We start from the raw sequence: 23,966 nt of genomic DNA, 5'->3' as shown, positions 1-23,966 counted from the left end.
TTCCGAGCAGTTTAAACACCCAAACAAGATAGCATTTTCTTCATTGAAAAAAGCCTTTCTTTCTGCTATAATCGTATAAAATACTTACTTTAGGAGTTCTTATGAAGGTTGTTAAATTTGGAGGTAGCTCTCTTGCCTCTGCTAGTCAATTAGAAAAAGTTTTAAACATCGTAAAAAGCGATCCAGAGCGTCGTTTTGTAGTTGTTTCTGCACCTGGTAAACGCAATGCTGAGGATACTAAGGTTACGGATGCCTTGATTAAATACTACCGCGACTATGTTGCTGGTAACGATATTAGCAAGAGCCAAAACTGGATTATCGACCGCTATGCTGCTATGGTTAGTGAACTAGGTCTTAAACCAGCTGTGCTAGAAAAAATTTCTAAAAGCATTCGTGCCTTGGCTACTCTTCCTATTGAAGAAAATGAATTTCTCTATGATACCTTCCTAGCAGCCGGTGAAAACAACAATGCTAAATTGATTGCAGCCTACTTTAACCAAAACGGGATTGATGCACGCTATGTGCACCCTAGAGAAGCTGGTATTGTGGTAACAAGTGAACCTGGTCACGCTCGCATCATTCCATCAAGTTATGACAAGATTGAAGAATTGACAAATACAAATGAAGTTCTTGTCATTCCTGGTTTCTTTGGAGTTACCAAGGACAATCAAATCTGTACCTTCTCACGTGGAGGCTCAGACATTACAGGTTCTATCATTGCTGCTGGTGTCAAAGCTGACCTTTATGAAAACTTTACGGACGTTGATGGTATCTTTGCGGCTCACCCAGGTATTATCCACCAACCACACTCGATTCCTGAGTTAACCTACCGTGAAATGCGTGAGTTGGCCTATGCAGGCTTCTCAGTCCTTCATGACGAAGCTCTTCTTCCTGCCTACCGTGGAAAAATCCCTCTGGTTATCAAGAATACCAATAATCCTGACCATCCAGGTACTCGTATCGTTCTAAAACATAGTAGTGATGAATTTCCAGTTGTGGGAATTGCTGGTGACTCAGGCTTTGTTAGCATTAACATGTCGAAATACCTCATGAACCGCGAGGTTGGATTTGGTCGTAAGGTTCTGCAAATCCTTGAAGATCTTAACATCGGTTGGGAACATATGCCAACAGGTATCGACGATCTTTCAATTATTCTTCGTTCTCGCGAACTAACTCCTATCAAGGAAGAAGAAATCCTGCGTCAGTTGGTTCAAAAGGCTGAAGTAGACCATGCAGAAATCGAACACGACCTTTCAATCATTATGATTGTTGGAGAAAAAATGAAGAGTCATATCGGTGTCACCGCTACTGCGACACGCGCTTTATCTGAAAACAAGATCAACATCCAGATGATGTCTCAAGGTTCTAGTGAAGTTTCTATCATGTTCGTTGTCAATAAAGACCAAGAGAAAGCAGCAATCAAAGCCCTCTACAATGCCTTTTTCGGTGAAAGTAAGGAAGACTAACCATGGCCCAATCTCTTAACAAAACAGTGCTTCTCAGCACGACAGGCACTTCCTACCTCTCTATCGCTGGGAAAGTTGGGAAATTCCTGGTCGGAGATCAGGCCTTAGAATTTTACCCCGATGTCAATGTCGAACAATTTATCCAGATTCCTTGGAGCCATATCAACCAGATTGGAGCCAATGTCACTGGGAGGAAAATCAGTCGCCACTTCGAAGTCTTTACAGACAAAGGAAAATTCCTCTTTGCTTCAAAAGACTCAGGTGCTATTCTCAAAATTGCTCGTGAAAAACTGGGTAATGACAAGGTCGTCAAACTTCCGACCCTGATTCAGACAATTGGTCAAAAATTTAAAAATCTATTTGCAAAAAAGTAGAAACTTTAGTATAATCATAGCAACGGATAAGTAGGTTATCTTCTTCTTTCAGAAAGTCTGCGGGTGCTGCGAGCAGATAGGAGGGATAGGTGAAATTCTACCGTTAGTAACAATTACATACACAATCAAGTGCACACCTGTGAAGTTGGATGGAACCGTGGCCCTGCCACTCCAACGCTTTGTCAGGTGTGCTTTTTTCATAAAGGAGTTCTTATGTTAGATATCAAACGTATTCGTACAGACTTTGATGCTGTCGCAGAAAAATTGGCTACACGTGGCGTAGATGCTGCTATCTTAAACGAGATGAAAGAAATCGATGCTAAACGTCGTGATATTTTGGTCAAGGTTGAAACTCTCAAAGCAGAACGCAACACAGTTTCTGCTGAGATTGCCCAAGCTAAGCGCAACAAGGAAAATGCAGATGACAAGATTGCTGCCATGCAAACTCTATCTGCTGAAGTCAAAGCCTTGGATGCTGAATTGGCAGAAATCGATGCTAAATTAACAGAATTTACAACGACTCTTCCTAACATCCCAGCTGACAGTGTTCCTGTTGGGGCTGATGAAGATGACAATGTGGAAGTTCGCCGTTGGGGCACTCCACGCGAGTTCGACTTCGAGCCAAAAGCTCACTGGGATCTTGGTGAAGACCTTGGTATCCTTGACTGGGAACGCGGTGGTAAGGTAACAGGCGCTCGTTTCCTCTTCTATAAAGGTCTCGGTGCTCGTTTGGAACGTGCTATCTACAACTTTATGTTGGATGAACATGGAAAAGAAGGCTATACAGAAGTCATCACGCCTTACATGGTTAACCATGATTCTATGTTTGGGACTGGTCAATATCCAAAATTCAAGGAAGACACTTTTGAACTCAGCGATACCAACTTTGTCTTGATTCCAACTGCTGAAGTTCCTCTGACAAACTACTACCGTGATGAAATCCTGGACGGTAAAGACCTGCCAATCTACTTCACTGCTATGAGTCCATCATTCCGTTCTGAGGCTGGTTCAGCTGGTCGTGATACGCGTGGCTTGATCCGTTTGCACCAATTCCACAAGGTTGAAATGGTCAAATTTGCCAAACCAGAAGAGTCATATGAGGAATTGGAAAAAATGACAGCCAACGCTGAAAACATTCTTCAAAAACTCAACCTTCCATACCGTGTCGTTGCGCTCTCTACTGGAGATATGGGCTTCTCAGCTGCTAAGACTTACGACTTGGAAGTGTGGATTCCAGCCCAAAATACCTACCGTGAGATCTCAAGCTGTTCAAACACAGAAGACTTCCAAGCCCGTCGTGCCCAAATCCGTTACCGTGATGAAGCAGATGGCAAGGTGAAATTGCTCCATACCTTGAACGGTTCTGGACTTGCAGTTGGACGTACAGTGGCTGCTATTCTTGAAAACTACCAAAATGAAGATGGTTCTGTAACCATTCCAGAAGCACTTCGTCCATACATGGGTGGAGCTGAAGTCATCAAACCATAAAAAATAAGGTTTAGCTATTTCTAGCTAGACCTTTTTTCGTAACCAAATCAGATAAGCGCCTAATACAAAGAGCAAAATGATTAGGCAAATAACAGTTTCAGCCAGTACCAGATAATCCAGAAATGGAAGTTTCAAGATTCCCTGAGCCATCTTGAGCGAAGTAGCTGTGATAATGGTTGGGAAGGTGAGGGCTGAAAAGGCTGGTTGAAAGCCTTGTTTTAAAATGTTGGGCAGGCGAGTCAAAACAAAGAAAAAGAAAGATTGGGAAGCCAAGATCATGACAATCAAGACCCAAGTCGGCAAGCTGGATCCTCCTACTCGAACTAGAGAAGCCAAGAGTAGAGAGAAAGGAGCACAGTAGATTCCTTCTTGCCCAAGCAAGGCTAGTGGGAGTGGATGTTTCTTTAAATCGCTATAAATAAGGGGATAGAGATAGAAGGTAAGAAGAAAACCAAAACTCAAGGTCGCATAGGCAATCTCGATAATGCCTACCAGAGGATAGGTCAAGGCTGCTACTGCTATCCCTACATAGAGAACAGTCCAGCTTGGAGTCGCATTGACTCTCTTACCTGGACAGGCAAACTTGATGGTGAAACCAGCAATCAAGACCAAATCCAAGAGAAATGAAAACCACCAGATCACTTGTGCTACCAAAGGAAGATGAGGGAAGACGCGAAAGACATAGGTCGATAAAATCATCCCAGCCATGGGAAAGGTGGCCATTCCTGATAAAAGAGGGGGCTTGGTCAATTCTTGCTTAGTTTCCTTCCAATTAAAGAGATGCAGAAGCAGAAAGTAAATCCACAAAATCAAACCTGTCAGACTAAAAAGATGGGACAGAACCGACAACGTATCTAAAACGAGATTCCCAGCTCCTGCTAAACCTAGCAAACAACCAGAAAATACTAAGGGGAGTTTTTTCATCCTAACCTCCAATAATCATGTTAGTTTCAGTATAGCATAAAAGCGCTTAAATGAGGGGATAAAAAATGAAGTCCGATTATTTTAGACTTCATTTTTTACTCAGATATAAATTAAGCATAAGGTTGCAATTCTGGGTTAATTGGGGTATTGGCTAGATTGTTGGCATAGTTACAAAGGCTTGCTAGGCTGACACCAAGAACCACATCCAAGGCATTTTGTTGAGTGTAACCAGCTTCTAAAAACTCAGACAAGGCTTCATCTCCTACACGACCCTTGGTATTGATAACTGCCAAGGTAAACTTAGCTAGGGTATCCAATTTAGGATCTGTTTCAATTGGAGTACGATTGCGAAGAGCTTGAATCAAGTCATCATTCATCTGGATTTGTTTGATGGAAAAGGCTGTGTGACCTGCGACACAGAAGGCACAACCATTGGTCACAGCTGCCGTGATTTGCACCACTTCACGCTCAACGGGTGTCAGGCTGTTGCGGCGGTTGATAGATGCAACAGTTCGGTAGGCTTCTAAAGCAGTCGGGGCATTGGCCAAGAGACCGATTAGGTTGGGAATATAGCCATTGTTGTCTTTTTCTACTGTTTCAAGAACTTCTTTCACTTCCGCTGGTGCTGATTCGACTGTATGAATTGTAAATGTTGTCATAAGATACCTCTTTTCTTGTTATTGACACTAATATTATTGGAAAATCTTATAAAATCCTGATTCCTAAGTTTATTTAAGATAAAGCTTTATTCTCTCATAAGATTTTCGTTGTATATTATACTCTTCGAAAATCAAATTCAAACCGCGTCAGCGTCGCCTTACCGTACTCAAGTACAGCTTGCGGCTAGCTTCCTAGTTTGCTCTTTGATTTTCATTGAGTATTAGTTTATCACACTTTCAATCATTTGCATAATATATATTATATATCAGCTTGATAAAAATCATTTATAGGCAAAAAAATCACACGCCATGTGTGATTTCATTATTTGTCAAAATATTTTTTAGTCTCAGCAATAACGACTGGCGACAAGACTAAGAGGGCAATCAAGTTTGGCAGAGCCATCAAGGCATTGACAATATCTGCGATAATCCAAACCATATCCAACTCGATAAATCCTCCTAGCAAGACCATGAGCACAAAAACCACACGGTAGAGCCAGATAAAGCGAACCCCAAAGAGGAACTCGAAACAACGTTCTCCGTAATAGTTCCAACCTAGAATCGTCGTGAAGGCAAAAAGTACAAGGAAGATGGTCAAAAGGGCAGGTCCAAAGTGTGAAAAGACTGTTGAGAAGGCTGACTGAGTCAAGGCAACCCCATTTAAATCACCACTCCAAACCCCAGTTACCAAGATAGTCAAACCAGTCAGAGTACAGATAATGAGGGTATCAATAAAGGTTCCTGTCATGGAAATCAAACCTTGCTCTACTGGTTCATTTGTCTTAGCTGCAGCAGCTGCAATGGGAGCAGAACCCAGACCAGATTCGTTTGAGAACACACCACGCGCAACACCATTTTGAATAGCCATCCGAATGCTAGCACCGGCAAATCCACCTACCGCAGCAACTGGACTAAAAGCCGATGTCAAGATTAAAGCGATTGTGGCAGGGATTTTTTCGATATTAAAGAAAATAACTGTAAGAGTTCCCAAAATATAAATGATAGCCATAAAAGGAACAACAGTAGTTGAAACCTTTGAAATGGACTTGAGTCCGCCAAAGACTGCAATCGCTACAAAAACAGACAAAACGAGAGCTGTGATGGCTGGTGAAATCATCGTTGTATTTTGGATAGATTCTGTAATCGAGTTGACTTGGGTGAAGGTTCCGATTCCCAAGAGAGCAACCAATACTCCTGCTACTGCAAACAAAACAGCAAGTGGTCGCCACTTTTCTCCCATCCCTAGAAGGATATAGTGCATGGGACCTCCCGCTACTGCACCATGGTCGTCCTTGGTGCGGTATTTGATGGCCAAGAGTCCTTCCGCATACTTGGTAGCCATTCCAAAGAAAGCCGCCATCCACATCCAAAATAGAGCTCCTGGTCCACCAACCTTGATAGCCGTCGCAACTCCTATGATATTTCCTGTTCCAACAGTTGATGCCAAGGCTGTACACAGAGCTGCAAAACTGGATACATCCCCATGTCCCTTATCCTGGATAAAAATAAGCTGAAAGGCCTTGGGCAGACGCAAAACCTGCAAGAGTCCTAGCCGAATAGTTAGGTAAAGCCCTGTTCCGACCAATAAAATCAAGAGGGGCGGTCCCCAAGCAAAAGCATCGATTGATTTAAGCAATTCTAACATTTCCTTCTCCTATCGTTTCAACCCCAAAAGAAAGAGCACATGCAAGATACATGTACTCTGGAATGCTTAGATAAATGCTAAAAAGCGGTCTATCCTAGCTCTGTCCTTTTACCTGAGAGTTTGAGCAGTTGCCTGCCTTGCCCCTTCGGTGCCTTTACGGTCTCTCCAGAGTTCCGTCCATTTACAGTCATGGAAAATCAAACGATTCCCCACTTCTATTAAACTTCATTCGGTGTTGGTATTTAATTGATTCTTATTTTACAAAAAATGTTGGCTTTTGTCAATGTGTTTATTAGTAAAACTTAATTCAACAGTTTTTACTGTATAAAGCTCGGAATACTTCTATCCTTTAAATGTCACAATAGTCGCACCACTGCCTCCAGCATTTTGTGGGGCATAGCCGAAACTCTTGACATGTTTGTTTCTTTGTAGGTATTTAGTAACACCTTCACGAATGACACCTGTTCCGATACCATGGATTATATCAACTTGAGCCATATTATTGAGCAGGGCTTGGTCGATAAAGGCATCTAGCTCATTCATGGCTTCTTCATAGCGCTTGCCTCGAAGGTCCAGTCTGGCTTGTGGGCCACGACCAGAAGTTCGTTTCACGACATTGACCTGTTTCTTCTTGACTTGCTTTTCTTGCTGGGCTTGAACAAGGTCAAACTCTTTCTCTTCCAAGGTCATCTTAATCAAGCCAACTTGGGCTTCCCAGCGACCGTCCTTAAGTTGACTGGTCAAGGTACCACGCTGTCCATAACTGAGAACAACGATATCATCTCCCACCTTTGGAGCTCGTTTTTTCTTGGCCTTTTGAAGAACCTTATTTTTAGATAAGTCTACTTTTTCAGGAGCTAATTTTTTCAGCTTGGCCTTGGCTTCAATGATTTCGTGGGGCTTGAGTTGAGATTTACTGTGGAGATTTTTAAGAATCTGGTCACTTTCACTCAGAGCCATGTCCACAATCTCAGCAGCCTGTTCACGCGCCTTATTAAGCTCGGTTTCCTTTTCACGATTGAGCTCGTTATAGAGTTTTTTGAGAGCGCGGTTCATCTTGAGATTTTCTTGCTCCACCTCACGGATATTGTCCAAGCGTTTGCGGCTTTCCAGCGTCTGCTCTTCCAGTTGCTCAATGATACGATTGACATCATTGTCCTGATCGACCTGCTGACTGGCATCCCCTACGATAACTTCAGATAGGCCTAGACGTTTGGCAATCTCAAAGGCATTGCTTCGGCCAGGAACACCCTGCATAAAGCGATAGGTCGGACGAAGAGTCGCAGTATCAAACTCCATGCTGGCATTTTGCACAAAGGCTGTCTCGATACCATAGGCCTTGAGTTCCGGATAGTGGGTAGTCGCCATAGTCTTGACTTGACGCAGGCGAAGGTCTTCCAGAATGGCCATGGCAAGGGCAGCTCCCTCTTGGGGATCTGTACCAGCCCCCAACTCATCCAAGAGCAATAGTGAATGTTGGTTGACCTTGCCAAGAATATCCACAATATTGGTCATGTGGCTAGAGAAGGTAGACAAGCTCTGCTCAATAGACTGCTCATCGCCAATATCGGCAAAGATTTCTTCAAAAATACCAACACGACTTCCCTTATCTGCTAAAATCGGCAAACCTGACTGAGCCATAACCTGTGTCAAGCCCAGAGTTTTAAGCATGATGGTCTTACCACCTGTATTGGGTCCTGTAATGACAATGGCTGTTAAATCTTGGCCAAAATGGACATCATTTGCGACAGCATTTTTAACCAAAGGATGGCAGACATGGAGCAGTTGAATCTCTTGATTTTCTGACAGCTGAGGAACGACCGCTTGTCTTTCTTGGATAAAGCGGACCTTGGCACGAATCAAGTCCAGATGACCGATAATCCAAGCATCATTGGCAATCTCAGCCGCATGAGGGCGGACACGCTCCGAAATTTCTTGGAGAATGCGAAGCATTTCATAGCGCTCATCTGCTCGCAGACTAGCAATTTCTTCGCTCAGTTTGACCACCTCACGAGGTTCGATATAGACGGTATTTCCGCTGGCAGAAATATCATGAACGACACCTGCAATCTTATTGCGGTAGGTGTTTTTGACAGGTAGAACCTGACGGCCATTTCTGCTGGCAACAATTCCTTCTGTCAACATCTGCGCTTTTTGCTTGAGCAAGTCTTGTAAAACATCGCGTACCTGACTCTCGCTATCATGGATTTTTCGACGGATGCGCGCCAATTCTTCACTGGCAAAATTTTCAATGAAACCTGCATCATTAAAGGCTTGGAGATTTCCTTGTAATTGCGGAAAATCGTGTAATTTCTCAAACCAAAGGGCTAACTCTTCCAAACTGACATTTTCCAGATTGGCATAAAAACTTTGCAGTTCTCTGCTAGAAAGAAGCACGCGCTTCAAGAGGAGGAACTCCTCGATATTGAGGTCTGCTCCCATCTCCAACCGCTTGCAGACTCCTGCAATTTCCTTAGTTGCGAGAATAGTAAAATGCGGTTGCTCTACGAAAAGAGCCTGCATCTCCTTCATCTCAGCAAAAGCCTGTTTGATTTTATCTGCTTTAGCAGTCGGAGCCAGCTGTCTCAATTGCTCCAAGCCCTGCTCGGTCAACAAATGGGGTTCAAACAAGGCCTTGACCTTATTGAACTCTAATGTTTCTAATATTTTCTTATTCATCTTTATTTCCTTGTCTTTGAATGTCTAGGTGTGGTAGCTTTTTATATTCTGATAGATTCGAGTCAAATCTGTAAACAAAGGGCTAGGAAAACTCCTGCCCTTTTTATCCGATTAAATTTGTCACCCAGATTTGTTTGAGCCAACTAGTTGTTACCGGTATGCTCTGGATGATGTGTTTTGCGACGATACTCTTTTCAAGAGGATTTTGTATAGCTGCCATGGGGATGGTCGCCAAGATGGTCAAAGCCATTTGCAAGACAAATAAGGTCACCAACATGGACAAGATACCTGCTGAAACTTGGAACAACTTGCCACCCAGTTTTTTACTAGGAATCAAGTGTAACAAGAGACCAAGTAAACGACCGATGCTATAGACAATCCCAAATACAAGCAAGTAGCCGATACCTGCATAAAAGACCTTATCTAACTGAAAGAGTTGATCCGATGGGAAAAAGAAAGTCCCCTGACCTTCCTGTGGATTTGCATAAGGGAGCAATAAATGGAATTGCTCTCCAAGCCCCTTGTAAAACTGGCCAGCCACAAAAGCCGATGCCAGTGCTGAAATCAGGTAATAAACCTGTAAGAGCAGTCCTCTCCGATAGCCGATATAAAATCCCCAAGCCAAGACCAGTAGAAGAAAGAGTGAAATCATAGGGAATCCTCAATCTTGCTCTGTTCTTGCTTGCAAGTCACAAGCTTGTGACGGAGTTCTTCTAATTCTTGCTCCTTATCATCAAATTCAATCTCACGGCTGAGCTGAGTTGATAAACAGTTGACTGCCAACAAAAGAGCGATTGTTTCATCGTCTGCACTAGGCATTTGTTCTTTAATTGCTTGGTATTTTTCTGTCGCAACCTTAGCGATTTCCTCCATAAAGAGGTTATCATGCTCGCTTGTCAAGGTTAATGATTTTTTCCCGAATGTAAATTTGAATCGATTTAGATTTGCCATAAAATTCACCTCACGATATTATACCAAAATTCGCTAACTTTGTCAGTTTTTACAAATTTTACTGCTTTTGTGGTACAATAGAAACTATGGCAAGTATAACACTCACACCAAGTGAAAAGGAGATTCAGGCTTTTCTTGAACACTATCAAACCAGTCTGGCTCCCAGCAAGAATCCCTATATTCGCTACTTTTTGCGACTACCTCAAGCAACGGTTTCTATCTATACTTCTGGAAAGATCTTACTTCAGGGTGAAGGGGCTGAGAAATATGCTAGTTTCTTTGGCTATCAGGTTTTAGAGGAAAACAGGGGACAAAATTTCCCTTTGATTGGGACAGATGAGGTTGGAAATGGTTCCTACTTTGGTGGGCTTGCAGTTGTGGCTTCCTTTGTCACACCTGACCAGCATGATTTCTTACGAAAACTCGGTGTGGGAGATTCTAAGACTCTGACCGACCAAAAGATCCGTCAGATTGCCCCTATCCTCAAGGAAAAAATCCAGCACCAAGCACTGCTTCTCTCACCCAGCAAGTACAACGAGGTCATCGGAGATCGCTACAACGCTGTTTCGGTTAAGGTAGCCCTCCATAACCAGGCTATCTATCTCCTCCTTCAAAAAGGCATTCAGCCTGAGAAAATTGTGATTGATGCCTTTACCAGTGCTAAAAATTATGACAAGTACTTGGCACAAGAGGCCAATCGTTTCAGCAATCCTATCAGCTTAGAAGAAAAGGCTGAGGGCAAATACTTGGCTGTCGCAGTTTCTTCTATCATTGCGCGTGATCTCTTTCTGGAAAATCTAGAAAATCTAGGACGAGAACTGGGTTATCAACTTCCAAGTGGAGCTGGAACGGCTTCTGATAAGGTAGCTAGCCAGATTTTACAAGCCTATGGTATGCAGGGACTCAACTTCTGCGCCAAACTGCACTTTAAAAATACTGAAAAAGCGAAAAAACGCTTAGAAAGGTAAGTTATGAATTCATTTAAAAATTTCCTAAAAGAGTGGGGATTGTTCCTCCTGATTCTGTCATTACTAGCTTTAAGCCGTATCTTTTTTTGGAGTAATGTCCGCGTAGAAGGACATTCCATGGATCCTACCCTAGCGGATGGCGAAATTCTCTTTGTCGTTAAGCACCTCCCTATTGATCGTTTTGATATCGTGGTGGCCCATGAGGAAGATGGCAATAAGGACATCGTCAAGCGCGTGATTGGAATGCCTGGCGATACTATCCGTTACGAAAATGATAAACTTTACATCAATGACAAAGAGACGGACGAACCTTATCTAGCTGACTATATCAAACGCTTCAAGGATGACAAACTCCAAAGCACTTACTCAGGCAAGGGATTTGAAGGAAATAAAGGAACCTTCTTTAGAAGTATCGCTCAAAAAGCCCAAGCCTTCACAGTTGATGTCAACTATAACACCAACTTTAGCTTTACTGTCCCAGAAGGAGAATACCTTCTCCTCGGAGACGACCGCTTGGTTTCGAGCGACAGCCGCCACGTAGGTACTTTTAAAGCAAAAGATATCACAGGGGAAGCTAAATTCCGCTTCTGGCCAATCACCCGTATCGGAACATTTTAAGAATCCTAAGAGGCCGAGAATCACCAATCTCAGCCTCTTCTTCTATCGTGAGAATATGATTATTCACTATCCAGTTTGATTAAGATAGAAACAAAGTTATACTCAATGAAAATCAAAGAGCAAACTAGGAAGCTAGCGGCAGGTTGCTCAAAGCACTGCTTTGAGGTTGTAGATAGAACTGACGAAGTCAGTAACATATATACGGCAAGGCGAAGCTGATGTGGTTTGAAGAGATTTTCGAAGAGTATTAACTCTCACCTATTTATGCAAAGGAATCTTATGGAAGTTTATTTTTCAGGAACCATTGAACGGATTATTTTTGAAAATCCCAGCAATTTTTATCGTATCCTCCTCCTAGAGATTGAAGATACGGACGCAGAGGATTTTGATGATTTTGAAATTATTGTCACTGGTACCATGGCTGACGTGATTGAGGGAGAAGACTATACATTTTGGGGACAAATTGTCCAGCACTCCAAGTATGGGGAACAACTGCAAATCAGCCGTTATGAACGCGCAAAACCAACTAGCAAAGGGCTTGTCAAATACTTTTCAAGTAGCCATTTCAAGGGAATTGGTCTCAAGACAGCTCAGAAAATCGTGGACACCTATGGCGACAATACCATTGACGAAATTTTGCAACACCCAGAAAAGCTAGAAGGCATCTCAGGACTCTCTGCCAAAAATCGTGAAGCTTTCGTCTCCACTCTCCGTCTCAACTACGGAACGGAGATGGTTTTGGCCAAACTAGCCAACTACGGTATTCCCAACAAACTAGCCTTTCAGATTCAAGACTTTTACAAGGAAGAAACCCTTGATGTGGTTGAAAATTATCCCTACCAATTGGTTGAGGATATCAAGGGTTTGGGATTTACTATTGCTGACCAATTAGCGGAAGAACTAGGCATCGAAAGTCAGGCTCCTGAACGCTTCCGCGCCGGTCTAGTACATAGTCTTTTTCAGGCCTGTATGGAAACAGGGGATACCTATGTTGAAGCACGGGATTTGCTGGAACAAACCCTTAATCTCCTTGAATCTTCTCGCCCCGTGGAACTGGACCCCAGCCAAGTAGCCCAAGAACTCTCCTACCTGATCGAAGAAGACAAGGTTCAGCAGATTGATACCAAAATCTTTGATAACAGCCTCTTTTTCGCTGAGGAAGGCATCCGCAGTCACTTGGTTCGTATCCTTGAAAAAGGAAAACAGAAGAGTCAGGATTTAGAAACCATTCAAAAACATATCGCTACTGTCGAAGAAGATCTGGAGATTGAGTATGATAACATTCAAAAACAGGCTATCTGTGATGCTATCCAGAATAAGGTCTTTATCCTGACAGGTGGACCTGGTACTGGTAAGACAACTGTTATCAATGGGATCATCGCTGTCTATGCCCTTTTAGAAGGACTTGACCTCAGAAAAAAAAGCAACCTGCCGATTCTTCTTGCTGCTCCAACTGGACGAGCCGCTCGGCGCATGAATGAATTGACAGGTTTGCCTAGCGCTACCATACACCGACATTTAGGAATGACAGGCGACGATGATACCAGTCATTTGGAAGATTATCTGGATGCTGACTTTATCATCGTAGATGAATTTTCCATGGTAGATACTTGGCTGGCCAACCAACTCTTCTCCAACATCTCTTCTAACAGTAAGATCCTCATCGTGGGCGACAGCGACCAGCTACCGTCTGTCAGCCCTGGACAGGTTCTAGCTGACCTGCTTCATATTCCTTTGATTCCTCAGACTCGCTTGGAAAAAATTTATCGGCAAAGCGAAGAATCAACCATCGTCACCCTAGCTAGTCAGATTCGACAGGGTATCTTGCCAGCTGATTTCACCCAGAAAAAAGCTGACCGTTCCTACTTTGAAATTGCTAGTGGCCATATTCCTGCTACCATTGAAAAGATCTTAGGCGCTGCCCTCAGAAGTGGTATTCCTGCCCGTGATATCCAAGTTCTGGCTCCCATGTACCGAGGGACGGCAGGGATTGATGCCATCAACCAGCTCATGCAAGACCTGCTCAATCCACCACAAAAAAATCAACTCAGTTTTGAAGCTCCCCAGTGCCACTATCGTAAGGGCGACAAGGTCATTCATTTGGTCAACGATGCTGAAATCAATGTCTTTAATGGAGATTTAGGAGCCATCACAGACCTGATTCCTGGTAAATACACCGAGTCGAAACAAGACGAAATTGTCATTGATTTTGATGGCAACGAGGTCTCTTACCCACGTAACGAATGGTACAAGATTCGTTTGGCCTATGCCATGAGTATCCATAAGTCTCAGGGAAGTGAGTTCCCTGTTGTCATCCTACCGATTACCAGTGCTAGTAAGCGTATGCTGGAGCGCAATCTCATCTATACAGCCATTACACGCGCCAAAAGCAAACTTATCTTATTAGGCGAATTACAGGCCTTCGACTATGCCACCCAACATATCGGAACTGCCCGAAAAACCTATCTGATTGAACGCTTCAGTGATTTATTGGAGAATGTTGAAGAAAAGCAACCAGCTATCTCTAAAACAACCACATCAAGTACCTCTGAACAATCCTACATCCTAACCGAAGAAAACTGGGATAGCATCCCCGCCATGATTGGGATTACAGACGCAGACCTCAAAGAGATTTTTGGAAAATAGTGCATCAGAAAACCCACCTAAGCAGGTGGGATTTTTGTTTATTAAGATTATTTAACTGTTGCTGTGCTTGTAATCAATTCAACAGCTTTTTTGATTGTGATATCGTGTTTCAACATATCAGCTGAAAGCAAGCTTTGTACTTGTGCAACTTCCATGTTGTAATCTGCAGCCAATTGCTCGATTTCTTTTTGGATTTCTTCTTCTGAAGCGTCAAATCCTTCAGCTTTGGCAACTGCTTCGATAACGAGGTTAGTCTTAGTACGTGACTCAGCTTCTGCTTGGTATTGATTGTGAAGGTCTTCTTGAGTAGTTCCAGTGATTTGGAAGTACATGTCAGGGTTGATACCTTGACGTTGCAAGTTTCCAAGGAATTCATTTACTGAGCGGTGAACTTCTTCGTGAATCATTTCTTCTGGAAGTTCTACGATTTCAGCGTTTTCTACAGCTTTATCGATTGCTGCACCTTCAACTGCATCTTTGTATGCTTCTTCTTTAGCAGCAGCCAATTCCTTGCGGTATTTTTCTTTCAATTCAGCAAGTGTTTCAACTTCTTCATCGATGTCTTTTGCAAGCTCATCGTCAAGAGCTGGAACTTCTTTAGCTTTTACTTCATGGATAGTTGTCACGAATTTAGCTTCTTTACCTGCAAGGTCTTCTGCTTGGTAGTCTTCTGGGAATGTTACGATAACATCAACAGTTTCGCCAGCTGAGTGACCTACCAATTGGTCTTCGAAACCAGGGATGAATTGACCTGAACCAAGTCCAAGTGAGAAGTTTTCACCTTTTCCGCCATCAAATTCAACACCGTCGATAGAACCAACGAAGTCGATGACAACAGTGTCGCCATTTTCAGCAGCAGCTTCTTTGATAACCAATTCAGCCAAGTTGTTGCGTTCGCGTTCGATACGCTCTTCAACGTCAGCATCAGTTACTTCTTTTTCTACATCAACTGACACTTCAAGGTTTTTGTAGTCACCCAATTTTACTTCAGGTTTTGTAACAACTTCAGCAGTGATAACCCAGTCTTGACCTTTTTCCATTGAAGTTACGTCAATTTTTGGTTGTGCAACGACTTCAAGACCAGCTTCTTTTACAGCTGCTTCATAAGCGTTTGGCAAAAGAGCGTTCATAACGTCTTGATAAAGTGATTCTTCACCAAATTTTTTGTCGAAGATAGGACGTGGAAGGTGACCTTTACGGAAACCTGGAACATTAAGAGATTTCTTCACTGAGTTGAAGACACGATCCAATTCTGGTTTAATTTGGTCTTGAGAGATAGTGAAAGTCAAGACACCACGGTTTGTTTCTTTGTTTTCAAATGATACAGACATTCTGTCATTTCTCCTTAAAATTTTTTAAATACAGTCTATTATAACATAAACGAGTGACTTTTTTCAAGTAACGAATGCGCTTTTCAATGATGCTGGAAGTACTTGCTCACTTCTTTGATACTAAATTAAGTCATTTCTCCAACACTATTTTTACATAACTATTAAAACTCCTCATGCCCTACCAAATGATGCTGAAAGGCATAGACCGCTGCCTGGGTACGATCGCTGACTTCAAGTTTGGCTAGGATATTGGACACATGGGTCTTGACCGTCTTGAGAGAGATAAAAAGTTCATCAGCGATGCGCTGATTTTCGTAGCCCTTGGCGATGAGTTGGAGAACATCTCGCTCACGCGCAGTCAGGTCCTCATGTAGTTCTATGTGATTGCGGTGGTATTCGACCTTCTTGCTGACCTCTTGCTCAATGGCCAACTCGCCAGCAGCCACCTTACGGACGGCATGGAGTAGTTCGTCTGCACTAGAAGTCTTAAGCATATAGCCTCTAGCACCAGCATTCAAGACCGGCATGATTTTTTCATTGTCCAAGTAAGAAGTCACAATTAAAATCTTGGCTTCAGGCCATTCTTTGAGGATAGCCAAGGTCGCATCAATCCCATTCATCTCAGGCATGACAATATCCATGACAATGACATCTGGACGCAATTCCAAGGACAAGTCAATCCCCTGAGATCCGTTGGACGCCTCGCCCACAACTTCTACATCGTCTTGGAGGTCAAAGTAGCTTTTCAAGCCCAATCGGACCATTTCATGGTCATCTACCAGTAAAATTTTCATCTTTACTCCTTTATCATTCCTTATCGAGCAGGGGAATACGGATATCAACTGCCAGCCCTTGCTTGGGAGCTGTTAATAACTGAACCGTCCCTGCCATATCTTCAACCCGCTCCTTAATATTGCGAAGTCCATAACTCAAATCATCTAAACTACCCAACTGGAAACCAATCCCATTATCCACCACTTTCAGCTGCAATTCAAAATCTGTCTGATAGAGATAGACATCCAGACAAGATGCCTGGGCATGGCGGAGAGTATTGCTGATCAATTCTTGCAGGATACGGAAGATATGCTCCTCGATTTTCTTAGGCAATTTCGTCACATTTTGCTTAAAACTAACCTTGAGATCACTCTTGTCCTCAAGCTCTTTTAAGAGGATTTGGATTCCCTCAACCAGACTCTTTTGCTCCAGCTCAACTGGTCGCAAATGTAAGAGCAAGACTCTCAAGTCCTTCTGGGCAGTTTCTAAAATAGCTGTGACACTCTGCAACTGGATCTTCATCTTTTCTCTATCCAATTTCAAAGACTGCTGACTGATACCTGACAAAATCATGTGGGCCGCAAACAACTCCTGGCTGACTGTATCATGCAAATCCCGAGCAATCCGCTTTCGTTCTTTCTCGATGATTTCCTCTTCCTGAGCAAGACTCTGATTTTCAGCCTTTTGAAGAGCTTCTGTTAAAAGGTTAAGTTTACCTGACAAGGACTTGAAACTGGCATCCAAATCTGGATCTGCAACTTGAACCACTTCTTGCCCTGCCAATAAACACTTGAGATTAGCCTGCATCTTTCTTAGAGAAAGCTCTTGAACACCTCTCCAAAACAGGGCTAAGAGACAGGTCATGGACATGCTGAATACTAACAACAAAAAGACAAATTTTTCTGTTTTTTCGACATCGTGCAGAAAGATAGACCAGTCAAAGTCAAGGATGTCCAGCAAGCTGTGGGAGAAAAATAAGACAAACAAGATGGAGGTGAGAGCAATGATTACATAGGCTTGTTTTTTCATCCTCTAACCACCTCAATATCTCCAATCATAGTGGTCAAGAAAATCTTGACCCTCTTATTACTCTTGAGATAGTCTTTTGTTTCTTGATGATAGTGTTCATTGCGGAGGGCTCGCTTGGGCTGATTGAAAAAAGTCAAATCCCCATATAGACAATTAACGCTGAGACTGACTTCCACATCCACAGGTACAATGATTTTGATCGTTCCTACCATCTTTCTGAGAATAATGACGTTGTCATGATTGGTTAGAATCACCCTCTCCAGATGAATGGTGTCCTTGCCCATGAAACGAAAGAGATTGATATCATCAAACTGGCAAGTCTGGTAGCTTGAAAAATGATGGAGATTTCCAAACCAACGATTTTTCTCCTTCTTAACCGTCACAACCTCTTCAAAAACCAAATTGGTCTGCTCTTTTTCCTGGTTCATCATCGGATAAAGAAGAAAGAGACTGTATATAACCGCAACAAAAATAGCTAGAATCACAAAGGGATTGAGCATGACGATGAAAAAGAAGAGAATGCTTGCCACCACTAAAAAAAGATTATTGCCCTCTTTACCAGTGTAATAGCGAATCAAAAGCAAAAAGAGGAATAGAATCAGCAGAAAACGCGAAAAATGCTCTGATACCATCAAAATCAGAGCTCCTGTCAACAGACAGGTTTCAATAAATAAAAAGATTTTAAATTTTCTCATTGGTTCATCCTCTCCCTTCTATTTTATCACAATTCAAAAAAGTCACCTCGGTCTGAAGATGGAAAAAAGGCGGTGGTTACGCCTTTTTCATCTGATCCTTTGCTTCTTTTAATTTTCCATAAAGAAGATAGTCTACTTTTTGTAGATCTGCTATGGTGGCACAATTAAGGGCACACATAATCAAGCGTAGATCTGCTTTCCATCCTTGAACAATGTCGATTACTTCTTCAACTGTATAGGTTTCAACCAATTCCAGAACGGTTCGTGACAATCCCACAGCCTTAGCCCCAAAGACCAGGCACTTAATCATATCCAGCGGATTCCGAACGCCTCCACTGACCAAGAGTTCAACCTTGTCTTTCCAGTCTTGGGCATTGAGAAGGGCTTGCATAGTAGACTGGCCCCATTGATTGAGGTAGTTACGTTGGCCACTGCGGCGGTTTTCAATATAGGCAAAACTGGTGCCACCACGACCTGACAGGTCAAAGGTTCGAACGCCCAATTCATAGGCTCTCTCGATGGTTTTGGCATCCATTCCAAAACCCACTTCCTTGAGGACAATCGGAACAGGGATTTGCTGGCTATAGTCTGCCAGATGCGATTGCCAGCTTCTGAACTTCCTTTCTCCCTCGGGCATGAGTAATTCCTGCATGACATTGACATGCACTTGTAGGAGAAGAGGATGCATTTCTTCTACAGTCTGAAGGCCTAAATCAACAGGCTTGTCCAATCCAATATTAGTTCCAAGAAGGAGATTTGGATGACTAGACTTGACAGAAAAAGAGGCATCTGTTGGATTTTTAAGGGCTGCGCTATAAGAACCCGTTACAAATAAAATACCACAGGCTTCTGCCACTTGAGCCAGCTTTTGATTGATTTTTCTTCCCTTATCGCTTCCACCCGTCATAGCATTGATATAGAAAGGAAAGTCCCACTTTCGACCAGCAAACTCTGTCGACAGATCGATTTCATCCAGATCGTAAAGAGGCAGGGAAGAATGAATCAACTCCACCTCATCAAAGCTATTATAGGAACTTTTCTGCTCAAGGGCATAGCGGATGTGCTCGTCCTTACGATTTGTCGTCATGTCCTATCCTTTCTTGGTATAAGAGCTCAATCCCCAGATCGGCCCAACGGTTTTTTAGGGTTTCAGTTGATTGCTCATCAAAACTCAAGGCAATACCACAATCACCACCACCAGCACCACTACTCTTAGCAACAACCTGCAAATCTTGACTGGCTTCTTTCAACTGTCTAAGCGAAGGCGTGTAAATATCTGCGCTCAAGCTTTCTAAGAGCTTACTGGCTACTTCTACTTGCTCGATAATTTTTTCTGCTTTCCTCTGCTCCAAGGCTTCTACCAAAGTAGCCACCGTTTCTTTTGAGGAGCTTAAAAAATTCTGATTGATATTTTGCTTGATTTGCTGGACCATGTGACTCGATACAGCCACTTCCTTGGTCCATCCCACTAGGAAATCACATTCTAAAGTTGGTTTCACTTGTGAAATTGAAAAGCCCCAATCACGCTCTAAAACTGTCGCCAAGTTTTCTTCTTTTAGCCAAGCAGCCACCTTCTGGCGATCAAATGACTGGTAAAGAACCAAATCCTCAGCCACAATACAGGCAAGGTCTCCCATAGAACCATTGTCTCCTCGCTTGAGCAAGATAGCACTGGCCAGCTTGAACAAGAGTTCCTGATCAACCGAAAGCTTATACAGAGCTAGCAGAGCCTTGATGACCAAGACAACGACGCTACCGCTAGAACCTAGACCAAACTTTTTCCCTTCCCGTTCCATTTTTCCTCGAATTTCCAAAGAAAAAGGTCGCAAGGTTTGACCTCGATAAGTCAGGAAATCTTCCACTAAAGCAATCGTTTCTTGAATCAAGCTATAGTCAGGATTTGGTGTCAAATCTACTGTGAAATCAAACAGATCTGAGTAGATACGGTAGTTTTTAGAAAAAGCAATCTCGGCCCTCATATAGATGGGGATAGCCTTTATCAAGGCTAACTGCCCTGGTTCTAAAATAGCATATTCGCCAGCCCAATAGAGCTTTCCGCAAGTTTTAACAGCAATCATCTTGGCTCAAATCCTTTGTTTTTGACACAATCAAGCGATAACGTTGACCAAAGATTTCTGACAAATGCTCCAAGTCTTTCTCCTGACAGAGGACCTTAACATTGGGACCAGCATCCATGGTAAAGTAGCAGGATTCTCCTTGCTCGCGAAGCTGACGAACAAAGTCCATGGCTTCATAAGAGGCATCCGTCAGATAAGAAAAGGCTGGTGACGCAGTTTTGGTCGTAGCGTGCATAGCAAGGGCATTTTTCTCCGTTAACTCCCCAACCTTGGCAAAGTCATTTTCCTTAAGGTAAACCAGCATATCCTGATAATCCTTCTCAGACTGACGCACCCAGTCATCAAAGGTCGTCGAGGTTTCCACACAAAGTTTCATCCCATCACGACTAGAGATTGGTTTTTTCTTGTCTTCTAGCACCAACATAATCATAGCTAGTTTCAGGTCTGTCTCTACAGGATAAATTTCCCCACTATCCTTATCCCAAGCACCTAGAGGTCCGTAAAAACTACGAGAGGAAGATCCAGAAGCAAACTTAGCTTCCTGTGCCAACTGGCTCCGATTCAAACCAAGCTTGAAATAAGCATTGCAAGCCTTGACCAAAGCAGACAAACCACTAGAACTTGAGGACAGACCCGCTGCCGTAGGCATATTGTTTTGAGTATCGATACGGACAAATCCTTCTCCAACTGGACGGTAGCGGTCAATAATCTTACTCATCTTGGCATGCTCCGACTCATTTTGTAGCTGACCATTGATATAAAAGGCATCAGCTATCGCATCCATCGGTAGAGATGACAAAGTCGTCTCCGTGTACATATTTTCCAAAGTCAGAGAAATACTGCTAGTAGCAGGCACCATCTCTTTTTCTTTTTTCTTTCCCCAATATTTGATAATAGCAATATTTGCGTAGGAACGTACTGTTACAGGCTCTCTATCCATGTCTGAACAGCTCCTTTCTCTTCTAATCTTTCTGCTAGTTCTTGAGCTTGTGTCAAATTGTCTGCCAAGGCTATGATACAGCCTCCAAGACCACCACCACTCATCTTGGCCCCCAGAGCACCATGCCTAAGAGCCGTTTCAACGAGGTAATCTGCCTCAGAGCTACTGACACCAATTTCTTTTAGATGTAAATGCGCTTGACTGAGGATTTTTCCCAGTCCTTCAGCATCTTTTTGTCTAATCGCATCTTCTGCTTGCTGAGTCAATTCTCCCAAGGCATGCAAAAATGGTAGGGCATCCTTGCCCTTGTTTTGAACCACTTGAATAGCTTCACGAGTATGACCATAAACGCCCGTATCAGCAATCACCAAATAGGTGGATAGAGCCATCTCAAGCTCTGTAAATCCTACATTCTTAATAAAGCGAATAGGCTGGTCACTGAGACAGGTCTTGGCATCCAAACCACTTGGATTCATATGGGCAATCATCTCCGCCCGATTGACCAAGATTTCTAATACATCATAAGGCAGTTCTGCCTGATAGTAGTCAAATACCGCACGAATGGCCGCTATGCTAATAGCAGCTGACGAACCCATCCCTCGTTTTTCAGGGATAGCCGAGTCAATCTCACAGCGAATGCAGGCTTCTTTGATATCCAAATACTCGAGCGAGGCATAAACCGCCATGGACAAGGTATCTTCCTCATAAAGACGCCAAGGACTCGCTGCAGGAACCACCTTACAAGTCACCTCCACCTCCAAAAGAGGCAAGGAAATGGCAGGATAACCGTAAACGACCGCATGCTCCCCTATTAAAATAATCTTACTATGTGCCTGACCGACACCAACTTTTTTTGTCATATTTTCCTTTTACCAGACGAAAAAGCCGTCTCATTTTTTCATACAAGTATTGCTTCTCTCCTATCTATTTTATTATATTTTCACAAAAAAAGCGATTGTTTCCATTCACAATCGCTTTTCCCATTATAAGGATATATTTACATCGTTTTATTATTTAAACGATTTTTAGCATATCCTATTCTTCTCGTTTTTTAGAAAATACCGTCAAAGCACCTAGGAGAGATAAGCCACCTAGAGCTACCAACCATTCATCTTGTTGACTACCTGTCTGAGGTAGTTCATCCCACTTGTGCACTTCAGTACTTCCTTGATTCCAATCTTCTGAAGAAATTGAGGTAGGAGTTGGTGTTGGTTGCGGTTCTGGTTTTGGTTCCGGCTTAGGCTCCGGTTTTGGTTCCGGTTTTGGCTCTGGCTTAGGCTCTGGCTTTGGTTCCGGCTTTGGTTCCGGCTTCGGTTCTGGTTTTGGTTCTGGCTTAGGCTCTGGCTTTGGTTCCGGTTTTGGTTCCGGCTTAGGCTCTGGCTTTGGCTCCGGTTTTGGTTCCGGCTTAGGCTCCGGTTTTGGTTCTGGCTTAGGAGTCGGTGCGTTAGCCACGAATACCCATGTTCCTACAAACTCTACATCTGCTTTATTTACTTGTTTATTTTCAGCATCGTAACTCTTGAATACCCATTTCCCATCATTTTCTGTATCAACATACTCTGTTTTTGTTGGTCGAATTGTTGTTACATTTGATTTATCTACATAACGATTTGGGTCTGTTGGTTTATAACCTTCTATTGCTTCTGGCAATGTCTTACCTGGTGTTCCACTTTGGAATTTGTAGGTTACACCGTATTTATTAGCTTCGAATACCCATGTTCCTACAAACTCTACATCTGCTTTATTTACTTGTTTATTTTCAGCATCGTAGCTCTTGAATACCCATTTTCCATCATTTTCTGCATCTACGTACTCTGTTTTTGTCGGTTGAGTCGCAACTACATTTGCTTTATCTACATAACGGTTTTGGTCTGTTGGTTTATAGCCTTCTATTGCTGCTGGCAATGTCTTACCTGGTGTCCCACTTTCAAATTTATATGTTACACCGTATTTATTAGCTTCGAATACCCATGTTCCTATAAATTCTACATCTGCTTTATTTACTTGTTTATTTTCTGCATCGTATTTTTTAAATACCCATTTTCCATCATTTTCTGTATCAACATACTCTGTTTTTGTTGGCTGAATTGTTGTTACATTTGATTTATCTACATAACGGTTTTGGTCTGTTGGTTTATAGCCTTCGATTGCTGCTGGTAATGTCTTACCTGGTGTCCCACTTTCAAATTTGTAGGTTACACCGTATTTATTAGCTTCGAATACCCATGTTCCTACAAACTCTACATCTGCTTCATTTACTGCTTTATTTTCTGCATCGTATTTTTTAAATACCCATTTTCCATCTTCTTCTGCAACTGGGTACTCTTTTGTAGTTGGTTGAATCGCAGTTACATTAGCTGTATTTTCATACGTTTTTGGGTCTTTTGGTTTATATCCTTCTATTACTGCTGGTAATGCTTTACCTTCTGTTCCACTAACGAATTTGTATGTTACACCATACTTATTAGCTTCGAATACCCATGTTCCAATGAACTCCACATCTGCTTCATTTACTGCTTTATTTTCTGCATCGTATTTTTTAAATACCCATTTTCCATCTTCTTCTGCAACTGGGTACTCTTTTGTAGTTGGTTGAATCGCAGTTACATTAGCTGTATTTTCATACGTTTTTGGGTCTTTTGGTTTATATCCTTCTATTACTGCTGGTAATGCTTTACCTTCTGTTCCACTAACGAATTTT

21 protein-coding genes and 1 riboswitch are annotated in these 23,966 nt (G+C 42.6%); of the genes, 6 read left to right on the top strand and 15 right to left on the bottom strand.

The features are described from left to right. Positions 1 to 101 precede the first annotated feature (101 nt). The 3 genes from HT679_RS08990 (at position 102) to serS (ending at position 3,328) form a co-directional block, all read left to right on the top strand. Entirely contained in the window at positions 102 to 1,466 is a 1,365-nt protein-coding gene (locus HT679_RS08990; protein WP_173214212.1) for an aspartate kinase, read from the top strand. 2 nt (positions 1,467 to 1,468) lie between these two features. Continuing rightward, entirely contained in the window at positions 1,469 to 1,840 is a 372-nt protein-coding gene (locus HT679_RS08985; protein WP_000079357.1) for a DUF956 family protein, read from the top strand. Positions 1,841 to 2,053: 213 nt separating this feature from the next. Beyond that, positions 2,054 to 3,328, top strand: coding sequence for a serine--tRNA ligase (gene serS / locus HT679_RS08980; RefSeq protein ID WP_173214209.1), 1,275 nt, complete (start codon positions 2,054 to 2,056; stop codon positions 3,326 to 3,328). A 24-nt stretch (positions 3,329 to 3,352) separates the two neighbouring features. Here the strand turns inward: serS and HT679_RS08975 are convergent, their stop codons facing one another. The 6 genes from HT679_RS08975 to zapA all read right to left on the bottom strand — a co-directional run bounded on the left by HT679_RS08975 (position 3,353) and on the right by zapA (position 10,186). Then, positions 3,353 to 4,252, bottom strand: a complete 900-nt coding sequence (locus HT679_RS08975; RefSeq protein WP_173214207.1) for a TDT family transporter — start codon at positions 4,250 to 4,252, stop codon at positions 3,353 to 3,355. Between the two features lie 110 nt (positions 4,253 to 4,362). After that, a complete protein-coding gene (locus tag HT679_RS08970) occupies positions 4,363 to 4,911 on the bottom strand; it encodes a carboxymuconolactone decarboxylase family protein (RefSeq protein ID WP_000206765.1) in 549 nt (182 codons plus the stop codon). A 322-nt stretch (positions 4,912 to 5,233) separates the two neighbouring features. After that, positions 5,234 to 6,556, bottom strand: a complete 1,323-nt coding sequence (locus HT679_RS08965) for a sodium:alanine symporter family protein (protein ID WP_173214205.1) — start codon at positions 6,554 to 6,556, stop codon at positions 5,234 to 5,236. A gap of 90 nt (positions 6,557 to 6,646) precedes the next feature. Further along, positions 6,647 to 6,735, bottom strand: a riboswitch (glycine riboswitch). A gap of 163 nt (positions 6,736 to 6,898) precedes the next feature. After that, on the bottom strand, positions 6,899 to 9,235 hold the full coding sequence (locus tag HT679_RS08960) for an endonuclease MutS2 (RefSeq protein ID WP_173214203.1): 2,337 nt from the start codon (positions 9,233 to 9,235) through the stop codon (positions 6,899 to 6,901). A gap of 103 nt (positions 9,236 to 9,338) precedes the next feature. Continuing rightward, positions 9,339 to 9,887 carry a CvpA family protein gene (locus tag HT679_RS08955; RefSeq protein WP_173214201.1) on the bottom strand — a complete coding sequence of 183 codons (549 nt, stop codon included), beginning with the start codon at positions 9,885 to 9,887 and terminating at the stop codon, positions 9,339 to 9,341. Beyond that, the gene (zapA, locus tag HT679_RS08950) at positions 9,884 to 10,186 is read right to left on the bottom strand and encodes a cell division protein ZapA (protein ID WP_000002019.1); all 303 of its coding nucleotides are present in this window, start codon (positions 10,184 to 10,186) and stop codon (positions 9,884 to 9,886) included. Before zapA ends, HT679_RS08955 begins: the two co-directional genes overlap by 4 nt. Positions 10,187 to 10,272: 86 nt before the next feature. Here zapA and rnhC point away from each other — a divergent pair, with 86 nt between their 5' ends. From rnhC to HT679_RS08935, 3 genes are all read left to right on the top strand, one after another. Continuing rightward, entirely contained in the window at positions 10,273 to 11,154 is an 882-nt protein-coding gene (gene rnhC / locus HT679_RS08945; RefSeq protein WP_173214199.1) for a ribonuclease HIII, read from the top strand. 3 nt (positions 11,155 to 11,157) lie between these two features. After that, complete coding sequence (lepB, locus tag HT679_RS08940; RefSeq protein WP_001083986.1) at positions 11,158 to 11,772, top strand: signal peptidase I; 615 nt, start codon at positions 11,158 to 11,160, stop codon at positions 11,770 to 11,772. A 279-nt stretch (positions 11,773 to 12,051) separates the two neighbouring features. Next, entirely contained in the window at positions 12,052 to 14,418 is a 2,367-nt protein-coding gene (locus HT679_RS08935) for an ATP-dependent RecD-like DNA helicase (RefSeq protein WP_173214197.1), read from the top strand. Positions 14,419 to 14,465: 47 nt separating this feature from the next. On the opposite strand, the gene tig is transcribed toward HT679_RS08935, so the two are convergent. The 9 genes from tig to HT679_RS08890 form a co-directional block, all read right to left on the bottom strand. After that, on the bottom strand, positions 14,466 to 15,749 hold the full coding sequence (gene tig, locus HT679_RS08930) for a trigger factor (RefSeq protein WP_000116486.1): 1,284 nt from the start codon (positions 15,747 to 15,749) through the stop codon (positions 14,466 to 14,468). 161 nt (positions 15,750 to 15,910) lie between these two features. Continuing rightward, on the bottom strand, positions 15,911 to 16,543 hold the full coding sequence (locus tag HT679_RS08925; protein ID WP_173214195.1) for a response regulator transcription factor: 633 nt from the start codon (positions 16,541 to 16,543) through the stop codon (positions 15,911 to 15,913). 13 nt (positions 16,544 to 16,556) lie between these two features. Then, positions 16,557 to 17,552 carry a sensor histidine kinase gene (locus HT679_RS08920; RefSeq protein ID WP_173214193.1) on the bottom strand — a complete coding sequence of 332 codons (996 nt, stop codon included), beginning with the start codon at positions 17,550 to 17,552 and terminating at the stop codon, positions 16,557 to 16,559. Beyond that, complete coding sequence (gene liaF / locus HT679_RS08915; protein WP_173214190.1) at positions 17,549 to 18,247, bottom strand: cell wall-active antibiotics response protein LiaF; 699 nt, start codon at positions 18,245 to 18,247, stop codon at positions 17,549 to 17,551. The genes HT679_RS08920 and liaF overlap by 4 nt, the downstream gene beginning before the upstream one ends. 76 nt (positions 18,248 to 18,323) lie before the next feature. Further along, a complete protein-coding gene (fni, locus tag HT679_RS08910; protein ID WP_173214188.1) occupies positions 18,324 to 19,334 on the bottom strand; it encodes a type 2 isopentenyl-diphosphate Delta-isomerase in 1,011 nt (336 codons plus the stop codon). After that, the gene (locus HT679_RS08905) at positions 19,318 to 20,325 is read right to left on the bottom strand and encodes a phosphomevalonate kinase (RefSeq protein ID WP_173214186.1); all 1,008 of its coding nucleotides are present in this window, start codon (positions 20,323 to 20,325) and stop codon (positions 19,318 to 19,320) included. The genes fni and HT679_RS08905 overlap by 17 nt, the downstream gene beginning before the upstream one ends. After that, positions 20,312 to 21,265, bottom strand: a complete 954-nt coding sequence (gene mvaD / locus HT679_RS08900; protein ID WP_173214184.1) for a diphosphomevalonate decarboxylase — start codon at positions 21,263 to 21,265, stop codon at positions 20,312 to 20,314. The genes HT679_RS08905 and mvaD overlap by 14 nt, the downstream gene beginning before the upstream one ends. After that, the gene (mvk, locus tag HT679_RS08895) at positions 21,247 to 22,125 is read right to left on the bottom strand and encodes a mevalonate kinase (RefSeq protein ID WP_173214183.1); all 879 of its coding nucleotides are present in this window, start codon (positions 22,123 to 22,125) and stop codon (positions 21,247 to 21,249) included. The genes mvaD and mvk overlap by 19 nt, the downstream gene beginning before the upstream one ends. Before the next feature lie 175 nt (positions 22,126 to 22,300). Further along, the coding region (locus HT679_RS08890; protein WP_173214181.1) for an SHIRT domain-containing protein at positions 22,301 to 23,966 on the bottom strand (1,666 nt) is incomplete at its 5' end.

It is taken from the genome of Streptococcus sp. 4886, from assembly GCF_013276485.1.
Lineage (GTDB): Bacteria > Bacillota > Bacilli > Lactobacillales > Streptococcaceae > Streptococcus.
The sequence above is the reverse complement of the archived record's forward strand: the minus strand, read 5'-3'. Positions and strand labels throughout refer to the sequence as shown.

What these genes read in the sequence shown, in the direction of transcription:
- HT679_RS08990 (WP_173214212.1), top strand. Translation starts at nt 102, where the DNA reads ATGAAGGTTGTTAAATTTGGAGGTAGCTCTCTTGCCTCTGCTAGTCAA.
- HT679_RS08985 (WP_000079357.1), top strand. Translation starts at nt 1,469, where the DNA reads ATGGCCCAATCTCTTAACAAAACAGTGCTTCTCAGCACGACAGGCACT.
- serS (WP_173214209.1), top strand. Translation starts at nt 2,054, where the DNA reads ATGTTAGATATCAAACGTATTCGTACAGACTTTGATGCTGTCGCAGAA.
- HT679_RS08975 (WP_173214207.1), bottom strand. Translation starts at nt 4,252, where the DNA reads ATGAAAAAACTCCCCTTAGTATTTTCTGGTTGTTTGCTAGGTTTAGCA.
- HT679_RS08970 (WP_000206765.1), bottom strand. Translation starts at nt 4,911, where the DNA reads ATGACAACATTTACAATTCATACAGTCGAATCAGCACCAGCGGAAGTG.
- HT679_RS08965 (WP_173214205.1), bottom strand. Translation starts at nt 6,556, where the DNA reads ATGTTAGAATTGCTTAAATCAATCGATGCTTTTGCTTGGGGACCGCCC.
- HT679_RS08960 (WP_173214203.1), bottom strand. Translation starts at nt 9,235, where the DNA reads ATGAATAAGAAAATATTAGAAACATTAGAGTTCAATAAGGTCAAGGCC.
- HT679_RS08955 (WP_173214201.1), bottom strand. Translation starts at nt 9,887, where the DNA reads ATGATTTCACTCTTTCTTCTACTGGTCTTGGCTTGGGGATTTTATATC.
- zapA (WP_000002019.1), bottom strand. Translation starts at nt 10,186, where the DNA reads ATGGCAAATCTAAATCGATTCAAATTTACATTCGGGAAAAAATCATTA.
- rnhC (WP_173214199.1), top strand. Translation starts at nt 10,273, where the DNA reads ATGGCAAGTATAACACTCACACCAAGTGAAAAGGAGATTCAGGCTTTT.
- lepB (WP_001083986.1), top strand. Translation starts at nt 11,158, where the DNA reads ATGAATTCATTTAAAAATTTCCTAAAAGAGTGGGGATTGTTCCTCCTG.
- HT679_RS08935 (WP_173214197.1), top strand. Translation starts at nt 12,052, where the DNA reads ATGGAAGTTTATTTTTCAGGAACCATTGAACGGATTATTTTTGAAAAT.
- tig (WP_000116486.1), bottom strand. Translation starts at nt 15,749, where the DNA reads ATGTCTGTATCATTTGAAAACAAAGAAACAAACCGTGGTGTCTTGACT.
- HT679_RS08925 (WP_173214195.1), bottom strand. Translation starts at nt 16,543, where the DNA reads ATGAAAATTTTACTGGTAGATGACCATGAAATGGTCCGATTGGGCTTG.
- HT679_RS08920 (WP_173214193.1), bottom strand. Translation starts at nt 17,552, where the DNA reads ATGAAAAAACAAGCCTATGTAATCATTGCTCTCACCTCCATCTTGTTT.
- liaF (WP_173214190.1), bottom strand. Translation starts at nt 18,247, where the DNA reads ATGAGAAAATTTAAAATCTTTTTATTTATTGAAACCTGTCTGTTGACA.
- fni (WP_173214188.1), bottom strand. Translation starts at nt 19,334, where the DNA reads ATGACGACAAATCGTAAGGACGAGCACATCCGCTATGCCCTTGAGCAG.
- HT679_RS08905 (WP_173214186.1), bottom strand. Translation starts at nt 20,325, where the DNA reads ATGATTGCTGTTAAAACTTGCGGAAAGCTCTATTGGGCTGGCGAATAT.
- mvaD (WP_173214184.1), bottom strand. Translation starts at nt 21,265, where the DNA reads ATGGATAGAGAGCCTGTAACAGTACGTTCCTACGCAAATATTGCTATT.
- mvk (WP_173214183.1), bottom strand. Translation starts at nt 22,125, where the DNA reads ATGACAAAAAAAGTTGGTGTCGGTCAGGCACATAGTAAGATTATTTTA.